This is a genomic window from Bradyrhizobium sp. STM 3562 (assembly GCF_045571435.1).
In the GTDB taxonomy this organism is placed as follows: Bacteria; Pseudomonadota; Alphaproteobacteria; order Rhizobiales; family Xanthobacteraceae; genus Bradyrhizobium.
Genome location: NZ_CP120694.1, coordinates 2284111 through 2306844, shown reverse-complemented (window position 1 = coordinate 2306844; position 22734 = coordinate 2284111). Strand labels below are relative to the sequence as shown.

The following is a 22734-nucleotide window of genomic DNA, read 5'->3' as shown; positions in this document are numbered from 1 at the left end:
CCTTAATTGGGCTTGAAAAAGGCGCGTCCAGCGGGCAAGGAAGCCTTGCCGCTAAGCCCCCGTGGGCAGAGCATGCCCTGGCGCGGCCGATTGGGACGTGGATGGCCGAATTTCCGAAGAAAATCACTGACGATCCCTATGGCGCGGCGATTCTGATTCGCCGCCTCGTCATGGAACAGGGGCTGACCTATTGGCGGCGCTATCTGATCGCATTTACGCTGATGGCGATCGCGGCCGGCGCCACCGCCGCTGCGACCTATGTCCTCGGCCAGGTGATCAACAAGGCCTATGTGGACAAGAACGTGCCGGGGATTGCCATTCTCTCCGGCGTGACGGTCCTGTTGCTGTTCGTCAAGGGCGTGGCGACCTACGGCCACACCGTAATCCTGTCCAAGATCTCAAACGCGATCCTCGCCAACAACCAACGGCGGCTGTTTGCCAAGCTGATGAGCGAGAGTATCGCCTTCTTCTCCGAGCGCCATTCGTCGGAGTTCCTGGCGCGCCTGACCGCCGGCGCCAGATCCATCGCCGACGTCCTCAACATGCTGATCAATTCGGTCGGACGCGATTTCCTGCTCTTGATCTCCATGGTCGCCGTGATGGTGATGCAGGATCCGCTGCTGTCCTTGATCGGCCTTGTGGCGGTGCCGCCGGCAATGCTGATGCTGCGCAAGCTGGTGAAGCGGATCAAGGGCCTCGCCCACAGCCAGTTCACCGGCACCGCCGACATTCTGGAGACCATGCAGGAATCGCTGCAGGGCATCCGCACAGTTAAGGCGTTCACGCTGGAAGAAACCATGCAGCGGCGCATCGACGAGAACATCGCGATCGTCGAGCGCAACGCCAACAAAATGGCGCGGGTTTCCAACCGCTCCAACCCGCTGATGGAGATGCTCGGCGGCTTCGCGGTGGCCGGCTGTCTGCTCTATGGCGGCTACAGCGTGGTCGCGCTTGGCGCCACCCCTGGGCAGTTCTTCTCCTTCATGACCGCCTTTCTGATGGCGACCGAGCCCGCCAAGCGCCTGGCGCGGCTCAACATCGATCTGAACAGTCAGCTTGTCGGCGCGCGGATGCTGCTCGAAGTCGTTGACAGCCCCGCGAGCGAGCTTGCCGATGACGACAAGCCGGCTCTCAAGCTCACGAACGCCCGCATCGAATTGCGCGACGTCAGCTTTGCCTATCGCGCGAGCGAACTCGTGCTCGACCGCATGAGCTTCGTCGCCGAACCTGGCAAGATGACCGCCCTGGTCGGCCCTTCCGGCGGCGGCAAGTCGACGGTGCTGGCACTTTTGTTGCGCTTCTATGAGCCGAACACGGGCGACGTCCTGATCGACGGGCAGTCGATCTCGAAGGTCTCGCGGCGCTCGCTGCGGCAGCAGACCGCCTATGTCGGCCAGGACGTCTATCTCTTCCGCGACACCATTCGCGCCAATATCGCCTTCGGCAAGGAAGGCGCGACGGAGACCGAGATCATCGAGGCGGCGAAGGCGGCCTGCGCGCATGATTTCATCATGAGCTTCCCGCTCGGCTACGACACCCCGGTCGGCGAGCACGGCACCCAGCTCTCCGGCGGCCAGCGCCAGCGCATCGCGGTGGCGCGCGCGCTACTGAAGAACGCACCCATAATCCTGCTGGACGAAGCGACCGCGGCGCTCGACTCCGAGTCCGAAAAGCAGGTGCAGGAGGCGATCGAGCATCTCTGCCGGAACCGCACCACCATCGTCATCGCCCACCGCCTGCACACGATCATGCACGCCGACACCATTCTGGTGGTCGAGGCCGGCGAGATCGTCGAGCGCGGCCGCCATGACGATTTGTTGCGTCGCGGTGGCCGCTACGCCTCCTTCTTCCGCTTGCAGCAACGTGATACAGCCACTCTGGCACCGCTCAGCGGCACCGCGTAAATCACAAGCTTTCCTCCCAAACCCGCCGAGACCCATCATGAACGAGAGCGCCTTCGTCATCCCGGCCCCGCCGCGAGCCTCGCTGCCCGTCCTGGGCGAGGGAAAATCCTTTCCCGTCCGCCGCATCTGGTGCGTCGGGCGCAACTATGTCGAGCACATCCGCGAGATGGGCAATGACGAGCGCGATCCGCCGTTCTTCTTCGCCAAGCATGCCGACATGCTGGAGGGCGATGGCGCCACCATCCCCTATCCGCCGCTGACCAAGGACCTGCATCACGAGGTCGAACTGATCGTGGCCATGAAGAGCGGCGGCCTGAACATCCCGACCGATAAGGCGCTGGACCACGTCTATGGCTATGCGGTCGGCATCGACCTGACCCGCCGCGACCTGCAGCTCGCCGCGCGCAAAAAGGAGCGGCCCTGGGAAGTCGGCAAGTCCTTCGACCACTCCGCGCCCTGCTCAGCGCTTCAGCCGGCTACCAAGATCGGTCATCCCTCCAAGGGCAAGATCTGGCTCTCGGTCAACGGCACCGAGCGGCAGAAGGGCGACCTCTCCGAGCTGATCTGGAGCGTGCCGGAAATCATCTGGAAGCTGTCACAGCAGGTGGAGATCGGGGCCGGCGACATCATCATGACCGGCACTCCGGCCGGCGTCGCCGCGCTTCAGCCTGGCGATAAGATCGAATGCGGCGTCGACGGCGTTGGCACGCTGAAGGTGTCGATCGGCGAGCCCGTTTGATTGATATTGAGAAGCGCGTTCGGATTGGTTGAATTGCCATCGCGCTTCTTTGGTTTTGATTGCGCATGATTGGTCCGGATACCGGTCTCCGCTTTTTCCGGATCATGCTCCGGTAGCTGCTAAACTAACCGCCTCTCCTGCGGATTTCCGGCGCGCAGTCTCCTGCCCTTTCATACTGGCCCGCACCTCGCAAGGGTGCGTAAGCGGCTTGCCTTTGGTGAGCGCAATCAGCTTATCGAATTTGGGGACAACGGCGCTGGATCGGACGAGGTCGCAGCGCCCTTTTAAGATCGATGCGCAGCCGGAAATCAGGCGGATGCCAGGTCGGATGAGGCCACCGGCGACCGCGGCAGACCAACGCAAGCTTGCGATTTCACGCCCATCTTTGAACCTTGTAACGCCTGTCATAGACAGATTGACACAGGCTCAATTGTTCCTGGCGCTCCAAAAAGTCACGCGAGAAGCGCGCTAAAGGGGTTGGGCTCGGGGAGGTCGATTGGGCATGAGTGACACTATCGATGTTGCCATCATCGGGGCCGGACCCTACGGGCTTTCGATTGCCGCATACCTTCGCTCCGTCGGGGTCGAGCACCGCATTTTCGGCCATCCGATGAGTTCGTGGCGAAATCAGATGCCACCGGGAATGCTGCTGAAATCCCACGCCTGGTCGTCCAACCTGTATGATCCCGAGGCGCGGTTTACTCTGAAGCGATACTGCGAGGAGCGCGGCACCCCCTATCATGACTCGCTGTGGCCGGTGCCGGTCGAAATCTTCAGCGCGTATGGTGAAGATTTCCAGCGGCACCTCGCTCCCGGTGTGGAGCGAAAGACGCTGTTGCTGCTTGAGCATAGCTCGCCCTCCTTTCGCGCGCTGTTCGACGATGGAAGCGAGGTCTTCGCGCGTCGTGTCGTGCTTGCCATTGGCGTCCATCCATTCAAGCAGGTGCCCGAGCAATTCGCGGGTCTGCCGTCTGAACTGCTCACGCACAGCGGCGACCATGGCCCACTTGACGCGTTCGGCGGAAAAGAGGTCATCGTTTTGGGATCCGGCGCTTCTGCAACGGACCTGGCCGCGCTGTTGACTGAAAAGGGCGCCGCGGTATCGCTCGTCGCCCGGTCCCGCGAACTGCGCTTCGCGAGGTCTGCGCGAATCCCGAAATCATTCATCCGTCGGCTCGCGCGGCCGGTTCGAAACCTGCTGAGTCCAGGATCAGGGATCGGCCAGGGATGGGCGCTGAGACTTTACGCCGACGCACCGACGCTCTTCCATGCGCTGCCTGCGCGCCGCCGACACTCAATCGTCGAAACGACCTTGGGTCCCCTTGGCACCACCGAGATGAGGGAGCGGGTAGAAGGTAAACTCCCGATCCGTCTCGGCCGAAGCCTTGAAGCGGCGCGGGATCAGGGAGGAAGAATCGAGCTGCACTTGCGTACGTCCGATGGCTCAAGCGAGAGAATTGCCGCCGACCATGCAATTGCGGCGACCGGCTATCGGATTGACCTCACACGTTTGCCATTCATCGATCCAGGGCTGTTGTCGCAGATCCGACTGGAGGACAGCAAACCGGTGCTGTCGCTGGATTACGAGACCTCGGTGCCGGGCCTCCATATTGTGGGGCCCGCCTCAGCCTTCAGCTTTGGCCCGGTGTGCCGTTTCGTTTTCGGCGCGGTCCATCCGGCCCGGACCCTGTCCCGCGTCCTGAACAGCACGCGCTGGAAAACGGTTCGCCCGCAGCGCTTGAGCATCGCTCAATGAGCATCACCTTCAGAGATGCCGACGATGCCCGGCGCCAGCGACTATGCATCGCCTCGTCCGTTCGGCCAGATGAAGTAACTGCCGAGACGGGTCGGCCAACTTCAGCCGTCCCGCACATCCTGATGCTCAGCACGCTTTATAAGCTGCCCTATCGCGTGATGCGCTGCGCCGCTGCAACGGGCGCCGAAGTCTATGTTTTTGGCGCCTCGGTATCGAGCAGCCTCAGACACTCCCGCTTTTGTCAACAGTTTAGGTCTGCCGACGTCCCGATCGACGGTACCGCTTGCGAGCAATTGGCTCAAGGCATCAACCAGTGCGTGGCGGCGTGGGGCATCGACCTTGTGTTGGCTGGAGATGGACCCGCGAGCCGCACCCTGATTGCGCTGCGCCACCGGATCGGCGTCCCCTGTTTCCCCATGCCCGACCTTCAGAGCTTCGATCTGCTCAACGACAAGTGGCAGTTTTATCATCTCTGCGGAGCCGCCGGGGTTCGGGCGCCGGATACCTGGCTTTTCCATAACGCGACTGAACTCAAGAGCGCACTTGAGGACGGTACTCTGAAGGGGAAGCTCATCGCCAAACCTCTCAGCCAGAGCGGCGGCGAGGGCTGTGTCGTGTTGGAAGCGGCGAACCCGAAAGCAAAATTGGGCCAAATCGATTATGCGCCGGTCCTTGTCCAGCAGTTCATCGACGGCAACGACATAGGCGCGAGCGTTTTTTGCAAGCGCGGCGTCGTCAAGGCATTCGTTGCGCACGAATACCGGCGCGACACCTACCGAACGTTCGCAGATGATGGCATTCGCGGCCAGATCGAGAAGCTCTTGCGGACGCTTGAGGTCGACGGTGTCTTCAATTTCGATATGCGCCGCGACGCCGACGGACAGGTTCATTACCTTGAGTGTAATCCGCGCTTCTTCTTCAAGATCGCAATGTCGATGCTCGCCGGAATCAATTTCGTGGCCCTCGGTCTCGATGACAGCGCCGCGTCCGACGGAGCCATCATCCTTCGCGATCGAACGGTCCGCTTCCCCAAAGCTCTCCTGTGTACGCTTTGGGCTGCATGGCGAATCGAGGCGGAAAGCTGGAAAGCCCTGAAATTCACACTCGCCGATCCGATCCCATATCTCCGCGAGGAGATCGGGCTTGAAGGCCAAACCAGTCTTTAGAGCATGATCCGGAAAAGTGGAAACCGGTTTTCCGAGAAGATGATGCTCAAACAAAGAGATGAGATCATGGTCCGATTCCGCCTAATCGGATCATGATCCAGGGCGGATGAGCTTTTCGAAAAAGACGTAGCAGAGGGCGCGGGCGTGGAATCCGCGGAGAGACCCGCCCTCCCCCTCACCTGAACGCCGACACCACGATCAGCCCGACCACTGCAACCGTCAGCGTCCACTTTCCCACGTAATAAACCTTGCGGTTCCACTGTTTGATGCGGCGGCTCCAGAGATGGATCTCGTAGAGCCCACCGAACACCTTGTTGAGCACGCCGACCTGCTCGCCCTCCACGTTCTGGGTGGCGGAAGCCTTGACGATGTGGTGGCTGACCCAGCGATTGATCGAGGTCAGGAAGCCATACTTCATCGGACGCTCGACATCGCAGAACAGAATGATGCGATTCTGGTCGGTCGCATTCTCGGCGTGGTGGATGAAGGTCTCGTCGAACATGAAGGCCTCGCCGTCGCGCCAAACGCAGGGTACGCCGTCGACGAGAATCCGGCACTTGTCCGAATTCGGAGTGACCAGGCCCAGGTGATAGCGCAAGGACCCTGCGAAGGGATCGCGATGCGCACCCAGCTTGCCGCCGGGCGGCAGCATGGCAAACATGGCGCCGTGCACGCTCGGAATCGAATTAAGCAGCTCGACCGTCTTCGGACAGAGCTGACGCGCCGAGGGAAGAAAGTCGTCATACCATTTGAGATAAAAGCGTTTCCAGCCGCTCTTGAAGAACGAATAGAAGCCCCAGTCGTTGTTCTTAGCCGCGGCCCGGATGAACCCCTCATCGAACAGCCGCACCGCCTCCTCGCGGATCGTCTCCCAATTGTCCGTCAGCTTTGAGAGCTCGGGAAACTTATCGACCGGGATCACCGGCTCGTTCGGCACGGCCGAGCCGGCGTACATCAGCACATTGTAGGGGGCGAGATAGGTCGAGTGATCGCCTAACTGCCGGGCAAAGCGCAGCCGCTCCTTGCCCCGAAAATGCACGTAAATTGTTGAGGCCGCGAGAATGTAAAGGCCAATGAGCTGTGGCGCGAGAAGCTGTTTCAGCATGGTCCGTCCCTGCGATCGGCCCCAATTCCCCAATTGCCCGATCATCTCTTCGCGTGAAAGCCGATCAGTGCGGAGCGGCTTACCGGCGAGAACGCCCCAATACCACAGGCGGGAGACCGATTTCCAGAGACTGAGATCAGGATGGCTTGAACCAGACAGGCGCGCATAACTGCGCTGTCCTGCGCCGAATCCGGCCAGATTTCGTACTGATTCGGATCCTCAGGTACGCGCGAGCGCCTGAAGACCTTTGAAGGTCAGCCGTTTGGGGTCCTTCACGCCTGACAGGTAAAGCCGGCGAATAAAGGCGATCGCGGCGTCACGGTCGCAATCGGTCAACACCACCACGGCGTCCACCGCAATTCTCTGTGCCTCCATGGGCTTCCTCATCGCTCGAGCAGCCACCGGCTCCCGAAGCATTAGAGCCTGTCGGTTAATCTTACGTTAACCGTGCGCCCGCCTGGTGGACTCAGCTTGAGATCCGAGCATGCGAAAGGAGGCGTCGCCGCGTTGCGCGGTCTCAAATAGATCGACGAGCTTGGCGCCCTCACCTGCCCTGGAGTTGAGCGGGCCCGCCGAGGCCGCGGCAGGTCGCTTCGAAGTCGATCAGGGTGTCGGGCGCAAGGCTGGCGACATTGACATCCGGGCCGAACTCTTCGACCAGGAACTTCTTCATCGCCCCGTAATCCGCTCCACGCCTGCGTCGCTACCGCGGACGGCCACGACGCCTGGTCAAGCCCGATCGACGTGCTGGCAGGTAGTGCACCGCTGACTTTAGAAGCTCATTTTACCGCCGCTCGTTTAAACGAGTTCCGGAGGTGGAACCATCTACATACGTTAGCGATTGTTTTGGCGGGCCACATCCCATCTTGCCCAGCACCGTGGTCCGGTACGGCCCCACTTTCGGAAGGCAGCGTTGGGAGCGGGGCCGTGCCTCTGGTCAAGAAGGGGCGTCACTTTCGGTAGCCGGGAGCCAAGAGATATGCCGCTCTATCGCGCGTATCTGATTGAGAACGGACACGTTTGGACGGCCTTCGACCTATGTTGCAGCGACGATGACGACGCAAAGAAGCAAATCGAAAGCCTTTTGGATGAACGGGACATCGAACTGTGGCAGCGAGATCGCAGGGTCGCAGTGCTCCGCGCGCATCGTCGGACGTTGACATAGCAGGTCGGTCGGGTTGGCTTAAACGCGCCGCCCGAACGTGGCGAATGCCGGCGTAGCCGCCGCACCGAAAACCGCACTCGTGTCCATCGCGAGGTCGGCGTCAGCCTCATACCCCGCGGCTTACGCCACGCCGCCTTCAACCTCTTGCGGTTACCATTGCTGGAGGGCCATCGGTCCACTGGTAAGGCCGTCATCATCGCTGCGGCGCAAGTCTGCTACTGGTAAAACGGCTTTTCAGGATCGTCAAGCCGAGCCTCGAGCTGCATTGGCTTACAAGGCTGTTGTCGTCGCTCGTCGTGATTCGATACAGGCTCATGATCCCGCTTCGGATCGCAACCTATAAAAGCTGCGTCGCGCAAAGGGTCAAAATCGAAAGGGCTAACCGAAAGTGACATCCTCCCGGCCGGCGTTTTTCTACCGTAAAATCCACCTTGCTTTTGCGCTGTCGCGTCCTCTAGCGTTGTAGACAATTCCCCACTGCACGTGACAACTCGCTTGTCTTTGCTTTCTGAGTTTGTGCTTATTTCGTCACTCAACCTATATAACGCTCCCTGTCTCGCCGTTTCCCATATTGCTGAGTTTTCAGCTTCACTGCTCGCTTTGTTGACTCTCGCCTCAACCGAGTTCGAACTCTTGACGGCGTAATTCAGAAGCGCATTGTTGCTGTTGTCAGAAATGATCTTAAGAACTGAATTGCGCGTATCCACCTAGTCGCACTCAGGCTGCGTCACGCCACAGCCGTTCAGGAAGAACCAAACAGGAAGACTCCATAAATTGCCGGTCGCTCCCGAAAACGCCTCATCGAATGCTCACGATCGGCGCTGACACGGCGTCGATCAATTCGGGCCTGCTGATGTTGATCAGGAACCAGCTCGAAGTGCGCCTACCCGAAAAAGAGCTTTCGAGTTCGACCGATAGCGCGCTAGAAACTGAGATTTGTCAGCGTGACGGCGGCTTCAGCTTGCACAAGCCTACCTCGACTGGCCCACATTCGGCGCCTTCCCTAGGTCCTGCGCCATGGCGAGGTGATGCCGCAGCGTAGGCAAGGTCTTGCCGGCAAAGTCCTTAAGTTCCGGATTGTCCCCGCTTTTGGCATACCGTTCGAATAGCGATACCGCATCCTTATGCGCGCTCACCTGATCGGCGTCGAAATCCGAGCTGAAGTCCTTGCCGTTCGCACTCTTTAGCTTGTCCAGCTTACTCTGGTGCGAGGCGTCGAGCGTTGCCGGAATCTCGGCATTAACTTTCCCGCTGTCGACCAGACGCTTGATCTCATTGGTCGTCTTTGTGTGGTCCGCGATCATCTGCTCGGCGAAGCTCTTCTCCTGTGCGGTGCCCCTCTCTTGGGCGAGCTTGCTCGATTGCAGTTCGAACATATCACTTATCGCCGCTTCCCTGACGAAATCCGCCGTGCTCGGGGCAATGCCGAGCGTAGAATTGACACCCGTCTTCTCGCCGACCGACTGCGCCAACGCAGGTGCCGCAAAAAGGACGCAGCCCAGCGCGATGAGTAAGCGTTTCATAGTGAATTTCCTCAAACTGACCCTTGCGATCGTTCAACTTGCCAGCGAGAGTGTGGTTCCTGGCACGAAGGACTACATCACCGCACATCGCCGGCCGTGAGCGATGCCGCATGAACATTGGTCAGGAAAGCTGACGCTGCGACATCATTGACCATGACATCCTTGGCCGTTCGGGGATACCAGGATGAGAACGCTCTAAGGCGCAGACGCCCAGGTTGGGACTTGTGCTCGCGGAGAACGCTCGTCGAGGCCACGTGCTGGGGATCCCGATCAGGGCACGGCATACCGACTTGCTCGACGGTTCTCGACCGAGATCCCGTCTTTGGCTGCCGCTTCGAGGATCTTCGAGGCGATGCGTGCGGGCACCGAACTGCGCGATGCACGCGATCCGACGGATGCAGAGCGGGCACTGGATTGCCTAGCGGCGCGCCGGCCGCTGGGACCGAGACATTGATCCAGCCCACCCTTGCAAGGGTCGACAGACGCCGACGCCTCGCGAGAGACTTTGAGGGCTCCCTGCCACCGAGATCGGCTGGCCTCTCGTCGCGTATCTCAGGCGCCTCACTCAACTCGCCGCGTCGGCGGGGCCTGAAAATGCTGCACATTTTTTGACTCGGACTTTCAAGGGGGCGATCAGGCTTCCCTCGCGGCCGCGCTTGGTTGGACTGCGGCGCTTTCGGCCATCCTCTCGCGCGATTTCAGGTGAGCCAGTCCCGCCACCACCAGTCTTTGCTCGTCAGTCTCGCCTGCGGCGAGCTGACCGAAGATGTGCTCGGTCAGTGCCTTGCGTGCCTGAATGAGCTGGGCGTGGTCGCGCTCCTTGAAGATTTCGTACACCGCCATAGCCCGCTCAACAGCGGACGGGGCTACGGTCCGTTCGATCTCGTCCATCATCGCCTTCAACATTACGTGCCGGTCTGCCGGCGCTGTTCAGCAAAATTTCGAGCGCTCTCCGCGCGCCGTAAGCGGCCGCCCTCCTGATAGCCGCACTGCGGACACCTCAATCGGATCTCGACTTGCAGCGCGGTCGCCTTCGGCAGTTTTGCCGCCATGGGCCAGGCGCCGCAGCGGGGACACTTCTCGAGCAAGTTCTCGGTTTCGATCACTCTCAGTCTCCACGGATTCGCGCTACGCTTCGCGACGGTATAGGGGTGGCGTTATTTTTGGCCGCCAGAAGGCTGCTGCCCCGAGTTCTTGTTGGCTTCGGCCCTGTTCGCTTCGTGATGGCCGATCACGCAGCCCGCCGCAGCACCGAGCTTGCCGTGGCCGGCCATATGCCCGGCAGCCCCGCCGACGACCGCGCCTTTGATGCATCCCTTGGCTTGCGCTGCGCCGCATGAGGCGAGCGCGATTGTCGCAACGCAGACGGACGCGATTATCCATTTCATGACCGATCTCCAGCAGAATGTCGGCAAGTCAATTCGCTTCGGAGATGGTCCGTTCCGCTGCTCGAACACTTTAGCGCGACCTTCGGGACGCTCTTCGGCAGCTCGATAAGACGATCAGGGCCGACCGGTCCGATGCCCTGCCGGCCACGAGCTCCGCATCCGAGACGCGAAGCCGCCAGCCAGATCTAGCTGCCGAACTGCCTAGCTTTCGCATGGCACGCTGATCCGGCCACTGACGTTGGTCGTCGGACACGGCGGCGAACAGGACCCGAACGCGCCTCAGACTGACGCGAGAGGATCCGACGTTGCCCCGATCCCACAGGTTCGGCGCAGTTCATTGAAGACAACCGCGGATTCCCCGCAGGGATGCGTAAAGCGGACGTCTTCAGAGCGCGTGCACGACCGCGCAAGGATAAGGTGATTCCGCCCCGGTTAGTCCGGTGATCATCCGATATCCGGCGGGGGTCATAAAAGTCATAAGTGTACGCCTCTGGGATCGTCGGCCTGGCGGGAAGTCAGTACGTCGCTCAAGATAGATGCAACTCCAATCTTCGGAGTGTCGAGCTCGCGCTGATAGGAGAGTGATGATGTCAACCTATGACTCAACATCTTCTGAAGTCGTGGATGGCCGCGCTATCGCGATAAACGCGAATACATGCTCCTCATCCACAACTACATAGGTGCGGGCGTCGGTCTGACCGCGCTTATCGCGTGGCTGACGTATCAGGTGACTGATCCCGCGTTGTTGCAGAATCCCTGATGTGGGTGTTTGTCTTCGCACCCCTGGTCCTGGTATTTATTGTTAGTGCACGCATAAATACTCTGGCAGTGATCACAGCGCGGTGGCTGTTTTGGCGATCATTGGGGCGTTGTCACTCTATCTCAACTTCCTAAACCTGTACTTGATGATGCTGCGGCTGATGGGCGGATGACGCTAGAGGCGGTCCTCGTCAGCCTGGCGGTGCGGCCGCTGCGCCGGCCGGCGCGCCTGCCGCACGGCGGGCGTTGCGCAGGATTTTCTCTTCGTCTCGTCGAGCGACGTCCTGTACCGTGCCTCCGGCGTCCCTGACATGCTAGATGCAGGATCAATTGATCCCTGCGGTGCTCGCTGCGCCGATACCATCGCATTGCTGCCCAGCCCGCAAGGGGCCCCATGCGTTCGGCGCGGCGACTTCTCCCGAGCTGCGCGATTCAATGCTCGACCTTGCATGGGCGCAAGCGATGCGATCCGACACTCGGGCGGTCCCAACGCTACGTGCCTCGGTTGATCGTTCTCAAAGCCAAAGTGCGATAGTGTTGCTACTCAAACGTCTCAGCCGTGGATGGCTGTCGGACCAGCGGTCGCGGGCTGCGGCTTCGAGGTGTTTGTTCAGCCGCGTGGTCCCTTCTCAAAAACGTCCGCGGCAACAGCGTAGGCGTCAGAGAGGCAGCAACAAAGAGCGTTCCAAGGAGAAGGCCTTCTGTAGAAAATGAATGCCATAATCTTTTTGTTGGGCTGCGAATCGATGCTAACCATCGTGCTGCGAACGAAAGCTGGTCAGAAACGCCGACGGCAAGGAAGAGCTGCGGCTTCTAATGCGCCCGCTTAATCGCGGCGAGGCTCGTTGTGTTTGGCTACTGGACTCCTGACCCGTCCCTTCCCGCCACAGACTTTGCACGGGGGCGGATAGATTCTGCGACCAGGCCGGGCCGGCTGTATCACGGGTGGAAATCCAGTGCCATTGCAGGCGGGACATCTTAGTTCAAGAGCAACGCGCCTTTTCTTCTTCATGGAGGGAATCCCTTCTAAGTGCGACGAGAATGTCGCAGCTTCGCTCTGTTACGCCTCTTGCGCTGCGCGGCGGCTTCAGCCTTTCTGACGCACTCGCGCAATACCAATAGTTCGCGATATTCTGCTTCAAGCGGGTCCGGATAAGTCTGCGCGCTTGGCGTTCGAGGATTAGTGCCACAAGGGGCCGGGTCGCCAGTCATGAGAACAACGCCTGCTTTGAGGCAAGGACCACAGCGGCCAAAGAATGCTAAACGACGCTGTTGTCGTTGCGAACTTGACTAAAATGTCAAGCAAGCTATCCGCTCGCCGCAATGGCGCAAGAAAAGTCGCGCGTTAAGCTTGATACCTGCGCCAAAGGTTAAATCTGGAACGCTCTTCGGCGGCTCGATAGGCCATAGCGGCTGGCGACTCCGATCGCCTGTCGGCCACGAGCTCCGCGATCCGGCGCGACGCCCAAACCGGATCGCCTAGCTGCCGAACTGCGACCTTCGCATGGCGCGGTGATCCGGCCCCTGACGTTGGTGGTCGCGCACGGCGGCGAACAGGACCCAGATGCGCATCGGCCCTGATGCCGGCTGCCGCCCATGGGGCGCAACAACGACAGAAGAAGTGTCGGAGGTCCAGCGAGATCCTCAACCATTCAGCGTCAGGCCAAGGCGGCGAGCAATCTTGCTGCGGTGCAAAGACGTGCCGTGCGCCGGATCTCGTCTATGGCTTCCCACCAACGGATGCGAAATTCACCTATGAAGCCGCTAGCTTGCCCGGTGATCGTAAGACTGATGAAGAACGCTGTGTTTGGATGCGCGCGCACCATGGGATGAGGCGCTTCAGGGCCCTTATCAGGTGCCGAAGATCGCGGCAAAGGAAGGCAAGGTCATCGCCCAGAGCATCGCAATTCTGCGGCATGTCCGCTGTTGGAAGCGAGACTCACCTAGCTCGCGCACCACAGTGCCGGAGCTGACCCGAGGCTGTAAGGCGTGGGCGGACCAAAATTCGACGGCAGCGGGATCCAAGTGGATGAATGCAATGGCCTCAGCTGAAGTGACCGCCTGATCATCCGGGGAATGGAACAGCACAGATAGACGCCCACGCGCAATGGTCTTTGCACCTGCGCCTTTACTTCCATGACGTCCTCGTGGGTGCTGCCAACCTTACTCGCCTGACCACAGATGATGATCAAGAACGTTTGGCTCCCGCCAAACGTGCGTTCAAATAAGCATGCCATGACTGGCCGCTCGCCCATGCCGCCGGCCTGCCGATTCAGCCTGCCGACCTGCTCAGGCAGGCCCTCCATATCGCCAATGCCGGCGTCGTCCAGCTCTTGGCCGTTGTCGTCCTCACGATTGCAGTCATCCGCTCCAAAGTCGTGGCGGACCCACTCCCGGCTGATCTGCTGGAAGCAGGATTTTTCCGGATCGGTCATTCGATCGAAGCTGCCGGGCGATCGCTCGCTATCAATACCGCCCTCAAATAGGCAGCTATCGTCGTCCTTCGAGCTCGGTCATTTCGGATGACTCTCAAGGAGGGGCGTTGAATGAGAATGCCGGGGGCGGAGCTGTGGGGCTGGCCAATCCAAGATAAGCAGCCGAAACAACCAGCCCCCTCTAATCGTCGGTTTTTACCGAACGGCTGTGAGCACTTTGTAACTCAGGGACGCGACATTAAAGCCATCGCTGCTGCGGAACGCCGACAGGCCAGATCGAATTGAATGGAGTAGTTCAATTTAGAGGAGGTTCTGATGGCAATGGAAGAGCGGGAAACAGTAAACCTAATCGGCAGCGACAAGGTCGAAGGGACTGCCGTGTACGGCGCCGACAATCAAAAGATCGGCTCCATTGAGCGAGTGATGATCGACAAGATCAGCGGCAAGGTCTCTTATGCGGTATTGAACTTCGGCGGCTTCTTTGGCCTCGGAGGAGATCACTATCCGTTGCCTTGGCAATCTCTAAAGTACGACACCAATCTCGGCGGCTACATTACCGGGCTGACTGAGAGCCAACTTCAGGGAGCTCCCAAGTATAGCAACGACAATGATTGGAATTGGTCAGATCCCGCAAGAGCACGCGCCGTCAATGACTACTACGGAGTTCCATTGGCGTAAGATCCAGCGGCCCCGGCATCCGATGCCGGGGCCCCTTCGTTTCCAATTGCGATGGGCAAGATTGACGCAGCGCAGTGCCGTCGCGAAGCAGAGGAATGCCGCGGCCAGGCACAGAAGGCGACCAGTCCCATTGATCGGGAGAGTTGGATAAGGCTCGCCAAGGAGTGGGATCAGTTGGCGCATCAAGCGCAGAGCGGACGACCTGATCAGGACAGGAACTAGCATTCCAGGCGCAGGATTGGTGCAGGGACAGCAACGGGAGGATTCGATGACAATGACGAATGCCGCTGACGTGACAGAAGCCTCGGGTCTCACGAACGACACGGCACGCATCGAGCACGCCTCGGAAGCGATCAGGGATATGACTCACGAAATCAAGGACAACTCGCTCCCGCCGCACTCTGAGCGGGCCGCGCAGCGCTTCTCCGACCGCTTGCGCCAAATGACGATTGAAGCTCCGCTCCAGTCGCTAGCACTCGCGTTCTTGCTGGGCGTGCTGGTAGCGCGAAGGCGATGATCGTCGCTCCTCGTAGGAACTCGGGGCTCGGCCACATACCCGGGCGGGGAGTTAGAACCTGCGGGAGCACCTCTGCTTACACAAGCCCACCCGGAGCAACACTAATCCTCCGGTTCGCAGGTAAAGGGAGGGTGCTGTCCTAATTAGGACACTCGCTCGGATAATCTAGCAGACATCGATTCGCGACAACGTCCGCGCTCGGTGAGCGATTGGGGACTCAGCTCGCCGATAAGGGGTGGCATGGTGGATAACGTAGAGCGATCATTCGCCGCTGCGGCGGCGATGAGTTTTGTTATGCTGGTAGTCGGGATTGTGCTGCTCGCGATAGTTTAGTCCGATGATGGCGCTGGCCGAATTGGCAGCCGCACCCGGGCGATTAGGACACGCGAAAGTCCGGCGCCCCAAAGGGCCGCCGGACGATCGCTAATATGACTTGGAGATCGAAAACAACGCTAATCTACCGGAGCGAGTTAAGGTTGTTTGTCGGCTAGTTCACATTTGCGAACTTTCCGGAGAGCAGCGCGGCCCAGTATTGCTGGTCGGCTTCATACATCCCGCCTCTTGCGGCGCCCGAGACAGCCCAGCGCTGGGCTCTCTGGCTTGGGCTCGCCTACGCGCTTGGAAACATAACGGCCGCATCTCGAATTCTGATGCAGAGTTAAACAGCTCCCCAAACTCGGCTCCACCTGCCGCTCGGGGAACGGGCCGTTTGATTGGCCACGGTCCGCGCGCCCGCCGGTTCAGCTCCGATAACAGCGTGCGGGACAGCGGGACGGCGATGAGAGAGTTGATCTTCCCCAGCTCCCAACGCGGCGCATTTTCAAAAAATGCGATGCTGGCGGTTCTCGATCGCCTCGGCTATGGCCATGTCGCCGTGCACGGCTTCCGCGCGACCCTTCGCCACGTGGGCCGAGGACTATACTGATTATCCGGATCGCGTCCGCGAAGCAGCGCTTGCTCACAAATACAAGAGCGAAACGACAGCCGCCTGTCAACGCGGCCAGAAGCTCGACAAGCACGCGCGCTCATGAATGAGTAGGCGAATTAGTTGCTCACCTCGAACGTCATTCCGCTGCGGACAACCGCGTAAGGGAGTTGTGATGGCCGAGAAAAGCCTTGCACATGACGAGCCGATGGCGATGGGCCTGGCTGAGCTGGCTCCGGCCAGCCATTCTGCTGCCGTTCGTGCACGTGGAGATCGTGGTGATAGTGCGCTGGCCCCTGCCTGGATCGAGCCGCCTCGGCAACGGCGGGAAGCTTGATACGCACCTCAGAGGCGATGATGAAGGAGGCGCGGGACCAAGGCCCGCGCTCGTCGCCATGACGTGCAGTGTTGAGGCCGCAAGCCGATATCGAAGGAAGCGTTGTGGATGACCAGCGGCGCATCACCGATGAACGCCAGGAACTCCTCCACCACCTCGGCAAACAGCGGCTTGTCCGCCAAGAACTCGTTGGGTAAGGCCATGTACCGCCACCGCTTCGGCCGAGACCACACGCTGCGGATTGATGCGCCGGTGGAAGGTCTGACCGATCGGTATGCGGTTGAAAATCTCGACGCGACCAATTTCAACCAGGCGGTCGCCGCGCAGGGTCAAGGCCGGTGTGGCTGGCAATCTGCGGCCGTGCTTGGATCAAACGGGCCCGAAAGGACACGCTCCCAAGCTGAACGCGCGTCCGGTGCAAGCGACATAGCCCACGTGCCCCCTGCTCTTGCACCGGACACGGCCCGACCAGATCGTCCGGCGGATTGATCCGTTTTGCGAGCGATTTTTCATGTCCGCGGCTAGAAACGAGAGCACGGGACCGAAGCACCCTGCTCCGTCACCACTCCAGCCGTCGGACACCTGAGCGATTGGCACGGCCGTTGCTCCAATTCGGTTGCTGGGGATTTCAGCGTCCCAGTTTGAAACAGGCGCCGCCGGGACAGGACATTTCGAGCCCGGCGGCGTATTTTTTTTGGGATTCTCAGCGGCCTAACCGGCGATGGCTCGCCAGCCGCTGCCAATTGCTCTTTCGATGTGATCGGCGCCGGCACTTCCCGTATCGGTCCACCGATCAGCCGATCAAAGTTGACGCGGCATTTATCGCGCAGGTGGCGAGCTCTTCGGTGCGAGACAGCTTGATCTCGGGCAACTCCGATACCGGCCAACGCAGCCGGCGGCGGATGCTTTCGGACCTACTCGCGCTGTCCGCCCACAAGCGCCCCGTGAGTGGTTTTCCGACGCGCCGCCAGCCGGCGTGCTGCGTTGCGCTTGCGGATTAAGGCATCGCGGTCGCAAGGTTGATAGCTTCGTATTGAACGGCCTCATTGTGCTCCGAGTTCGGAAGCATTCCAAGATGCGAGGTGCCCTTCGCATCTGATAGCTCTGCTGAGTTCTTCGACATCATTCCTCTCCATCAGGCGCGAAATTGCGCGCGAGGAGCCCGCTCCTGAGTAGCGGCAGGCGGGCTGCGTGTCCCTGATTTGCCTCTCACAGATAACCGCTGCAGTCATTGGACGCGCAGCGCCAATCGGTGGCCGATGATGTTCGGCTATCAGATATCGAGCCGCAGTGTCTGCGACCCATGTGGCCGCCGCCACGCCGGCGTCAGGCCGGATTGGCAGGTACGCAACCCCCGCAAGAAAAAGGCCGCCAACTAAGGCGGCCTTACTCGTTGTGCGGGATACCGGGTGATATCAGCCACTCGGCTAAATTGGTAATTTCGTTATGCCGGCTCTTGCTCAGCAGACTGTCTCGCTTGTGCCCCGGTGGAAAGGACTTGGCTTCATCGCGCAACTGCTGTGCTTTCAGGTCTAGCCGAGCCTTTAGCGAAGCTTTTTGAATGAGCCGGTGCCGCGTCATGACACAATTCCATCCATGGCAACTGGTCCATCATCAACTCGGTCCACAGCGCATTGGTTCAAAGGTACAAAGATATGGCGCTTGATCGGATTAGCATTTTCGCCGCTGGCTCCTGTATCTCAACCAAAGTTGATGAGCATTCCTGTCCCTGTCCTGGTTGATCGACTTCGACGAGCCGATCGAGGCGGCAACGGTAAGCCGCTGCCCAGGCCTCGTGATGCTGCCTGCTATATCACCGCGCTGCGGCGGCGTGTTGCAAAGCTCGGGCATGGCAAACTGCAATCGCCTGCTTTATTGCCGCGGCTGAGAAGCGCGGAATCGTGATGATGGCGCCCGTAGCCGTGGTGCAGGCGCTGCAACCTGGGAGGCCCCAAGCAGCGCCGGCACGCCGAAGAAGCCCGCGCAAAAATACCGGATCGTCAGCTGATCACGAACACCTCGGCTCCGCCGCTGACTCTTTGCCGCCTCGCATCCGTCAGCAATGCGCCCGAATCAGAGTCCCAACTGGGGACCGTCAGATGCCGCGCTGGTCTCTGGCTAACCGCTCCACCGCTACTCACGGCCCCCAGCCCCAGCGGTGGAGCGGGAAGCTGCCATCATGGAAAGATCGCCCGGCACGAATTTGCGCGTGCCGGTAAACCGCGGTCCAGTCATTCGCCCGCCTCGTATCAATTGCGGTTTCGATGAGTAGCGTGGTCGAACGGCGTCTAGCGATCCTGAAGAAATTCTTCAAAAACATTGGCGACCTTCAGCTTCTGATTTGTCGCGTCGGTCCTGCGGCCAGTGCCGAACACTGCACGAAAGTGATCCATCGAATGGCGGCAGATTGGACGCGACACCTGTGGAAAGCTTGTCCGCGATTTTCAGGAGCGTCGATCGCCAGCCGAGAATAGTTAGCTGCTCATCCAAGACCATTCGAACGCCCCCCGGGGGCTTGATTACTCGATCAGCCGTTGTATCGCCCAATCGGGATCGAAATCTCGATCGGTAACTCTCGTCGCTCGACTAAGGCTTGCTCGCGTTGCCAGTAGCGGTCCGGCTGTGGCGCCGCCTGCGCACTCTCAAGCGGAGCCAACATTTCGTGCACAAGCCGCAACCAAGGCCGCAGAAAGGCCCAGAGCGCGCCCAAATTGGTTGACGTCTCGTTAAGAACTGAGGGGCAGACTTCTCGCCAGTGGAACGCAGCGCTGCCCGACTAGCCCCCCTGCCCCGGGCAGCGCGAGCGATGGCCGGCGGCGTGAGGGCCGCCGGCCATTCCCTCCCCTCGCGTGAAGTCAGACTGCATTAACCGCAACCTAAGCGGCGCAGGCCAGGAAGGCCGATACCGCCAAGGCGGCGCGAGGCGAAACTCGCGCTCGAGGCGGTCTTGGTCCACATCAACCGCACGGCGCAGAAGCTTTACCTGCGGCGCAGAAGCTTTACCTGCGGCGCAACACTCTCAAGCCGTGGCCGGATGGGGGGTCAGGTGCTCGATGCGTCCATTGAGGTTCCGGTCATGATCCGCCATGCCGTCACGCGGTCCAGCGCAGGCCCGGATCGGCACGGACGTGTTCACGGCAATGGCGCGCAACGACGCATTGCTGCGCCTTGGAGGCCATCCTGGCAACGTCGCTCTCCGGTTCGTCAACGTTGCTGGCGGTGTCGGTCTTTTGGTCGCATGACCGAAGCAAAAGACGAGCTCCGTTGCTGTGCGCTGACAGCAAGCAGCCTTCCAGAGAAGGTCACAACCAACCCACGGCATAGTGCGCGATCAGCTTAACGATGGCGACCGTCGCGCCGAACGCCGCGACCGCAAAAATCAGCGAAAACGCGATCGCGGTCTTAACTTCGCGCCTGATTGATACTCGCATATTCCGTACCGCGCTCGGTGCAGCGTCGAACACCAAGTATCAACGTCCTACTTCGCCTGATCCTTGGCATAGCCATATCGTCTTTGCAGCAGCGCGCCTTCGAGTTGATCTCGTTTGCCGTTGATCCCGGTGAGATCATCGTCCGTCAGTTTGCCCCAGGTCTGTTTGACCTTGCCCTTCATTTCTTTCCAGTTACCGCAAAAAAGCTCCGACGAGAGATCGGAGCTTTCTCCGGCTAATCCCTGTCGTGTTCGATAACCTTCTTTTCGCGGTTCCCGTACTCATCTTCCTTCTTAATCACCGTCTTGCTGTCGCGGGGTTCCCGCTCCTTAACCACAGTTCGATCGCGATCTTGGTCATGCGACTCGCCAGTCGTTACGCCGGCTCCTGCGGGCCCAACATGGACCCCAACTTCATCGGCAAATGCCGGCATGGACATCGCGCCGATCAAGGCCGCAGCAAAAAGATAGTTCCTCATGCTCTCCTCCAAACTCCTTACGCGAGAGAATGCGGAGGATTTGGATGCGTTCCCACGAAGCGCGAAGCGCGTGCCCCTACGCGCTCGTTGATGTCTGATTTTGGGGAGTGCGCAGCACCCTGCCTCAGGCGAGTCTTAAGCGGACACCGCAGCCCCTCTGACCTAAAAGCCTCGGCAACATTGATGTTCCGCAACATAGTCTCAGCAAATGGGGCTGACAGGTTGAGACGGTGTACACGGCGGGCGAACGCTCGAACGACTCGGGATTTTGTTAGCGTTCGTCTACGTCTCCTGGTTAGTCTCTATCGGCTATCCGAATTATCGTGTTGAACCGCCATGGCGGGTAGCCCTGGTTCGTGTGGTTCTATGGCTGTTTTTTTTTGCGAAGCTTTGGCACCGTAGCTGACGAAAAATCGGCAAAGCTGAATCGCCAAAGCCGTTCTTCTACTATGCCGTCGCGGATGAACGAGGAGTTCAGTCGATTCCGAGCAACGCAGCCAAGCGTTCGCGCACCTCGGTGAGTACGATGTCAGGTACTCGTCCGGCATGCTGGATCGGACGCTTCTCCCAAGAGATGCTGCGGGGCTGATCGGCCCGCACAACGCCGCGGATCGAGGTACCGTCGCCGAGTTTGGCCTCGAGAGGATATCCGCGTACGCGGCTGGTGATTGGACACGCAGAGGCCGGCTGCGGCATTGTAGGTGTGCGGTGATAATACAATGGCCGGTCGTCGACCGCTTTGTTCGTGGCCGACCGTGGGTCAAGATCGATCCAGATGAAATCGCCGGTCTCTTTATCGACGTATTCGGCGATCAACAATAACGAGCCGCTGTGACTGCTGCACTCGCGCTGCCGCCCTGTCGGATGCGGCCTGCGCGGTCTACTCGACGTGGACCAATAGCGGACAGAAAAGGCAGCGGAGGCAAATCTGCCAGACGCTTGCGACCTTGTTTTCCTCCCAGACTTGCGCCCGCCGCAAATGGCGGGCCTTTGCGGCGGGCCTGAAGACAAGCTTTATGCTGGCGTTATCTGCTTGGTCCGCCGCACGCTATGGGCGCACATTCGGTTGGTTTTCGCACGCGACGTCTCCTGCACACCGACATCGGACAAAATGTCACTGCCGGGATGGACCAACGGGCGACACGAAGAGAACGAGAGCTGCCGCGGCCGACCGGATGCAGTTCTTTGATCGTCAGAGTCTGAAACCAGCGCCGTGTCATGGACACCGGGACCTTAACGCAGGTTTTCGCCACAGCTGCTAGAATCGATGTCGGCGACGATGATTGATGATTAGCGCTGAAATGCTCTCCGAAACCAGGAACGACCCCTACAGCGGCCGAGTTTAGTCGACGAAACCCACTTGTGAGGGAGCCGAAGCCATGGCCCGCGCGACAGCCCATCCGGATCATCAATGCATCTCGAGCGAAGACATTCATGGAACCGAGGTTTATGGAGCAGACGGAAAGAACATCGGTGAGATTGATCACCTCATTATCGACAAGGTGTCAGGTCGCGTAGCTTATGCCGTCATGAGCTTTGGGGGATTTGTGGGATTGGGCCACAGCCATTATCCCATTCCTTGGGGTGCTCTGACATATGATACGTCGCTTGGTGGTTTTCGAACCAATATCACCGAACAACAGCTGAGGGACGCGCCTGAGTTCAGTGATGACTCGTGGCAGGATCGAGACTGGGAAACGCGCACCCACCGGTACTATGGGACGCCTATGTACTGGGAGTGGGAGGGGCGAGGCGGCCTGTGACGCAAGCCAGCGCATCTGAAAGTTCCTGATCGCGAGCGCCAGCCGACTGCTTGAAGAACTGATCCACCAGCTCCGCTGCCACGCTGGGCCCAATTTGCGACCAGTGATCTCCTGCGCCGCGCACAGGGCCAAGCACTCGGTGCTATCGGATTTGATCCCGCCGAACTGACGCATCGGAGACTTGCCCGTGGAGATCATTGACGGGTTGGCGATTACGGCGGCCCCGGCCCATCGCTGCTCATCATCGCCGTTCCGGTCAGGCGGCCGTACATCCGGGATCTTGGGCCAAAGGTCAGCGCCGTCCGCTGCTGTCCGAGCCGTGGCGTCCGCTTATACTTCCTTGAATAGATTGCACCGATCCCGTCAGGAGGACATGTCGGGCTCGACGAATGCGCGAGAACCATATCTAATCGTGTGGTGAGGATCCCAACCGAGCCGAAACCGACAATGACCTTCCTGATCGGCCACTCGCTGGGCGGGACGTTAGCGGCAGCCTTTAGTGCATGCGAACCCCAAGCTGTCCGCGGTCTATTGCTCCTCTTTGCTTTCAACCAGCGACGCGGAGATTTCGCGATGTGCTCGTTTCGATGATTCCGCCGGACCTGACCGAAACGGGCATCATCCCGGGCTCGCTGTTGTCGCATGCAAGCGCTTTCGACCATCCG

17 protein-coding genes and 2 pseudogenes are annotated in these 22734 nt (G+C 60.0%); 7 read left to right on the top strand and 12 right to left on the bottom strand.

Annotation, left to right across the window (positions count from 1 at the left end):
- Nucleotides 1–101: 101 nt before the first annotated feature.
- The 4 genes from P6U23_RS10605 (at nt 102) to P6U23_RS10590 (ending at nt 5565) form a co-directional block, all read left to right on the top strand.
- Complete coding sequence (locus P6U23_RS10605) at nt 102–1904, top strand: ABC transporter ATP-binding protein (RefSeq protein WP_407179612.1); 1803 nt, start codon at nt 102–104, stop codon at nt 1902–1904.
- Nucleotides 1905–1941: 37 nt separating this feature from the next.
- Nucleotides 1942–2643 carry a fumarylacetoacetate hydrolase family protein gene (locus P6U23_RS10600; RefSeq protein WP_407179611.1) on the top strand — a complete coding sequence of 234 codons (702 nt, stop codon included), beginning with the start codon at nt 1942–1944 and terminating at the stop codon, nt 2641–2643.
- 502 nt (nt 2644–3145) lie between these two features.
- Nucleotides 3146–4399, top strand: a complete 1254-nt coding sequence (locus tag P6U23_RS10595; RefSeq protein ID WP_407179610.1) for an FAD-dependent oxidoreductase — start codon at nt 3146–3148, stop codon at nt 4397–4399.
- A complete protein-coding gene (locus P6U23_RS10590; RefSeq protein WP_407179609.1) occupies nt 4396–5565 on the top strand; it encodes an ATP-grasp domain-containing protein in 1170 nt (389 codons plus the stop codon). The genes P6U23_RS10595 and P6U23_RS10590 overlap by 4 nt, the downstream gene beginning before the upstream one ends.
- A gap of 175 nt (nt 5566–5740) precedes the next feature.
- Here P6U23_RS10590 and P6U23_RS10585 read toward each other — a convergent pair whose 3' ends face one another.
- The 7 genes from P6U23_RS10585 to P6U23_RS10555 form a co-directional block, all read right to left on the bottom strand.
- On the bottom strand, nt 5741–6670 hold the full coding sequence (locus tag P6U23_RS10585) for an aspartyl/asparaginyl beta-hydroxylase domain-containing protein (RefSeq protein WP_407179607.1): 930 nt from the start codon (nt 6668–6670) through the stop codon (nt 5741–5743).
- Between the two features lie 219 nt (nt 6671–6889).
- A complete protein-coding gene (locus P6U23_RS10580) occupies nt 6890–7045 on the bottom strand; it encodes a hypothetical protein (RefSeq protein WP_407179605.1) in 156 nt (51 codons plus the stop codon).
- 169 nt (nt 7046–7214) lie between these two features.
- Nucleotides 7215–7343, bottom strand: a complete 129-nt coding sequence (locus P6U23_RS10575; protein WP_407179603.1) for a hypothetical protein — start codon at nt 7341–7343, stop codon at nt 7215–7217.
- Nucleotides 7344–8806: 1463 nt separating this feature from the next.
- Entirely contained in the window at nt 8807–9358 is a 552-nt protein-coding gene (locus tag P6U23_RS10570) for a DUF4142 domain-containing protein (protein ID WP_407179602.1), read from the bottom strand.
- 633 nt (nt 9359–9991) lie between these two features.
- Nucleotides 9992–10264 carry a hypothetical protein gene (locus P6U23_RS10565; RefSeq protein ID WP_407179601.1) on the bottom strand — a complete coding sequence of 91 codons (273 nt, stop codon included), beginning with the start codon at nt 10262–10264 and terminating at the stop codon, nt 9992–9994.
- A gap of 251 nt (nt 10265–10515) precedes the next feature.
- Complete coding sequence (locus P6U23_RS10560; RefSeq protein ID WP_407179600.1) at nt 10516–10746, bottom strand: hypothetical protein; 231 nt, start codon at nt 10744–10746, stop codon at nt 10516–10518.
- A gap of 2702 nt (nt 10747–13448) precedes the next feature.
- Nucleotides 13449–13940, bottom strand: coding sequence for a hypothetical protein (locus P6U23_RS10555; protein ID WP_407179599.1), 492 nt, complete (start codon nt 13938–13940; stop codon nt 13449–13451).
- Between the two features lie 315 nt (nt 13941–14255).
- Between P6U23_RS10555 and P6U23_RS10550 the strand changes: the two genes are divergently transcribed.
- A complete protein-coding gene (locus P6U23_RS10550; RefSeq protein WP_407179597.1) occupies nt 14256–14618 on the top strand; it encodes a PRC-barrel domain-containing protein in 363 nt (120 codons plus the stop codon).
- A 274-nt stretch (nt 14619–14892) separates the two neighbouring features.
- Complete coding sequence (locus P6U23_RS10545) at nt 14893–15135, top strand: hypothetical protein (protein WP_407179595.1); 243 nt, start codon at nt 14893–14895, stop codon at nt 15133–15135.
- A gap of 1345 nt (nt 15136–16480) precedes the next feature.
- On the opposite strand, the pseudogene P6U23_RS10540 reads toward P6U23_RS10545, so the two are convergent.
- The 5 genes and pseudogenes from P6U23_RS10540 to P6U23_RS10520 all read right to left on the bottom strand — a co-directional run.
- A pseudogene (locus P6U23_RS10540) lies at nt 16481–16767 on the bottom strand (exonuclease domain-containing protein); the annotation flags it as partial.
- A 2932-nt stretch (nt 16768–19699) separates the two neighbouring features.
- Nucleotides 19700–19864 carry a hypothetical protein gene (locus tag P6U23_RS10535; protein ID WP_407179593.1) on the bottom strand — a complete coding sequence of 55 codons (165 nt, stop codon included), beginning with the start codon at nt 19862–19864 and terminating at the stop codon, nt 19700–19702.
- 11 nt (nt 19865–19875) lie between these two features.
- A pseudogene (locus P6U23_RS10530) lies at nt 19876–20025 on the bottom strand (CsbD family protein); the annotation flags it as partial.
- A gap of 38 nt (nt 20026–20063) precedes the next feature.
- Nucleotides 20064–20306, bottom strand: coding sequence for a hypothetical protein (locus P6U23_RS10525; RefSeq protein ID WP_407179592.1), 243 nt, complete (start codon nt 20304–20306; stop codon nt 20064–20066).
- Nucleotides 20307–20780: 474 nt separating this feature from the next.
- Nucleotides 20781–21122 carry a type II toxin-antitoxin system PemK/MazF family toxin gene (locus P6U23_RS10520; RefSeq protein WP_407179590.1) on the bottom strand — a complete coding sequence of 114 codons (342 nt, stop codon included), beginning with the start codon at nt 21120–21122 and terminating at the stop codon, nt 20781–20783.
- A 563-nt stretch (nt 21123–21685) separates the two neighbouring features.
- On the opposite strand from P6U23_RS10520, the gene P6U23_RS10515 reads away from it, so the two are divergent.
- Nucleotides 21686–22069 carry a PRC-barrel domain-containing protein gene (locus P6U23_RS10515; RefSeq protein ID WP_407179588.1) on the top strand — a complete coding sequence of 128 codons (384 nt, stop codon included), beginning with the start codon at nt 21686–21688 and terminating at the stop codon, nt 22067–22069.
- Nucleotides 22070–22734 lie beyond the last annotated feature (665 nt).

Bases quoted from the DNA above. Each gene is read 5' to 3' on its own strand.
- P6U23_RS10605 (WP_407179612.1), top strand. From the start codon at position 102: ATGGCCGAATTTCCGAAGAAAATCACTGACGATCCCTATGGCGCGGCG.
- P6U23_RS10600 (WP_407179611.1), top strand. From the start codon at position 1,942: ATGAACGAGAGCGCCTTCGTCATCCCGGCCCCGCCGCGAGCCTCGCTG.
- P6U23_RS10595 (WP_407179610.1), top strand. From the start codon at position 3,146: ATGAGTGACACTATCGATGTTGCCATCATCGGGGCCGGACCCTACGGG.
- P6U23_RS10590 (WP_407179609.1), top strand. From the start codon at position 4,396: ATGAGCATCACCTTCAGAGATGCCGACGATGCCCGGCGCCAGCGACTA.
- P6U23_RS10585 (WP_407179607.1), bottom strand. From the start codon at position 6,670: ATGCTGAAACAGCTTCTCGCGCCACAGCTCATTGGCCTTTACATTCTC.
- P6U23_RS10580 (WP_407179605.1), bottom strand. From the start codon at position 7,045: ATGGAGGCACAGAGAATTGCGGTGGACGCCGTGGTGGTGTTGACCGAT.
- P6U23_RS10575 (WP_407179603.1), bottom strand. From the start codon at position 7,343: ATGAAGAAGTTCCTGGTCGAAGAGTTCGGCCCGGATGTCAATGTCGCC.
- P6U23_RS10570 (WP_407179602.1), bottom strand. From the start codon at position 9,358: ATGAAACGCTTACTCATCGCGCTGGGCTGCGTCCTTTTTGCGGCACCT.
- P6U23_RS10565 (WP_407179601.1), bottom strand. From the start codon at position 10,264: ATGTTGAAGGCGATGATGGACGAGATCGAACGGACCGTAGCCCCGTCC.
- P6U23_RS10560 (WP_407179600.1), bottom strand. From the start codon at position 10,746: ATGAAATGGATAATCGCGTCCGTCTGCGTTGCGACAATCGCGCTCGCC.
- P6U23_RS10555 (WP_407179599.1), bottom strand. From the start codon at position 13,940: ATGACCGATCCGGAAAAATCCTGCTTCCAGCAGATCAGCCGGGAGTGG.
- P6U23_RS10550 (WP_407179597.1), top strand. From the start codon at position 14,256: ATGGCAATGGAAGAGCGGGAAACAGTAAACCTAATCGGCAGCGACAAG.
- P6U23_RS10545 (WP_407179595.1), top strand. From the start codon at position 14,893: ATGACGAATGCCGCTGACGTGACAGAAGCCTCGGGTCTCACGAACGAC.
- P6U23_RS10525 (WP_407179592.1), bottom strand. From the start codon at position 20,306: ATGAGGAACTATCTTTTTGCTGCGGCCTTGATCGGCGCGATGTCCATG.
- P6U23_RS10515 (WP_407179588.1), top strand. From the start codon at position 21,686: ATGGCCCGCGCGACAGCCCATCCGGATCATCAATGCATCTCGAGCGAA.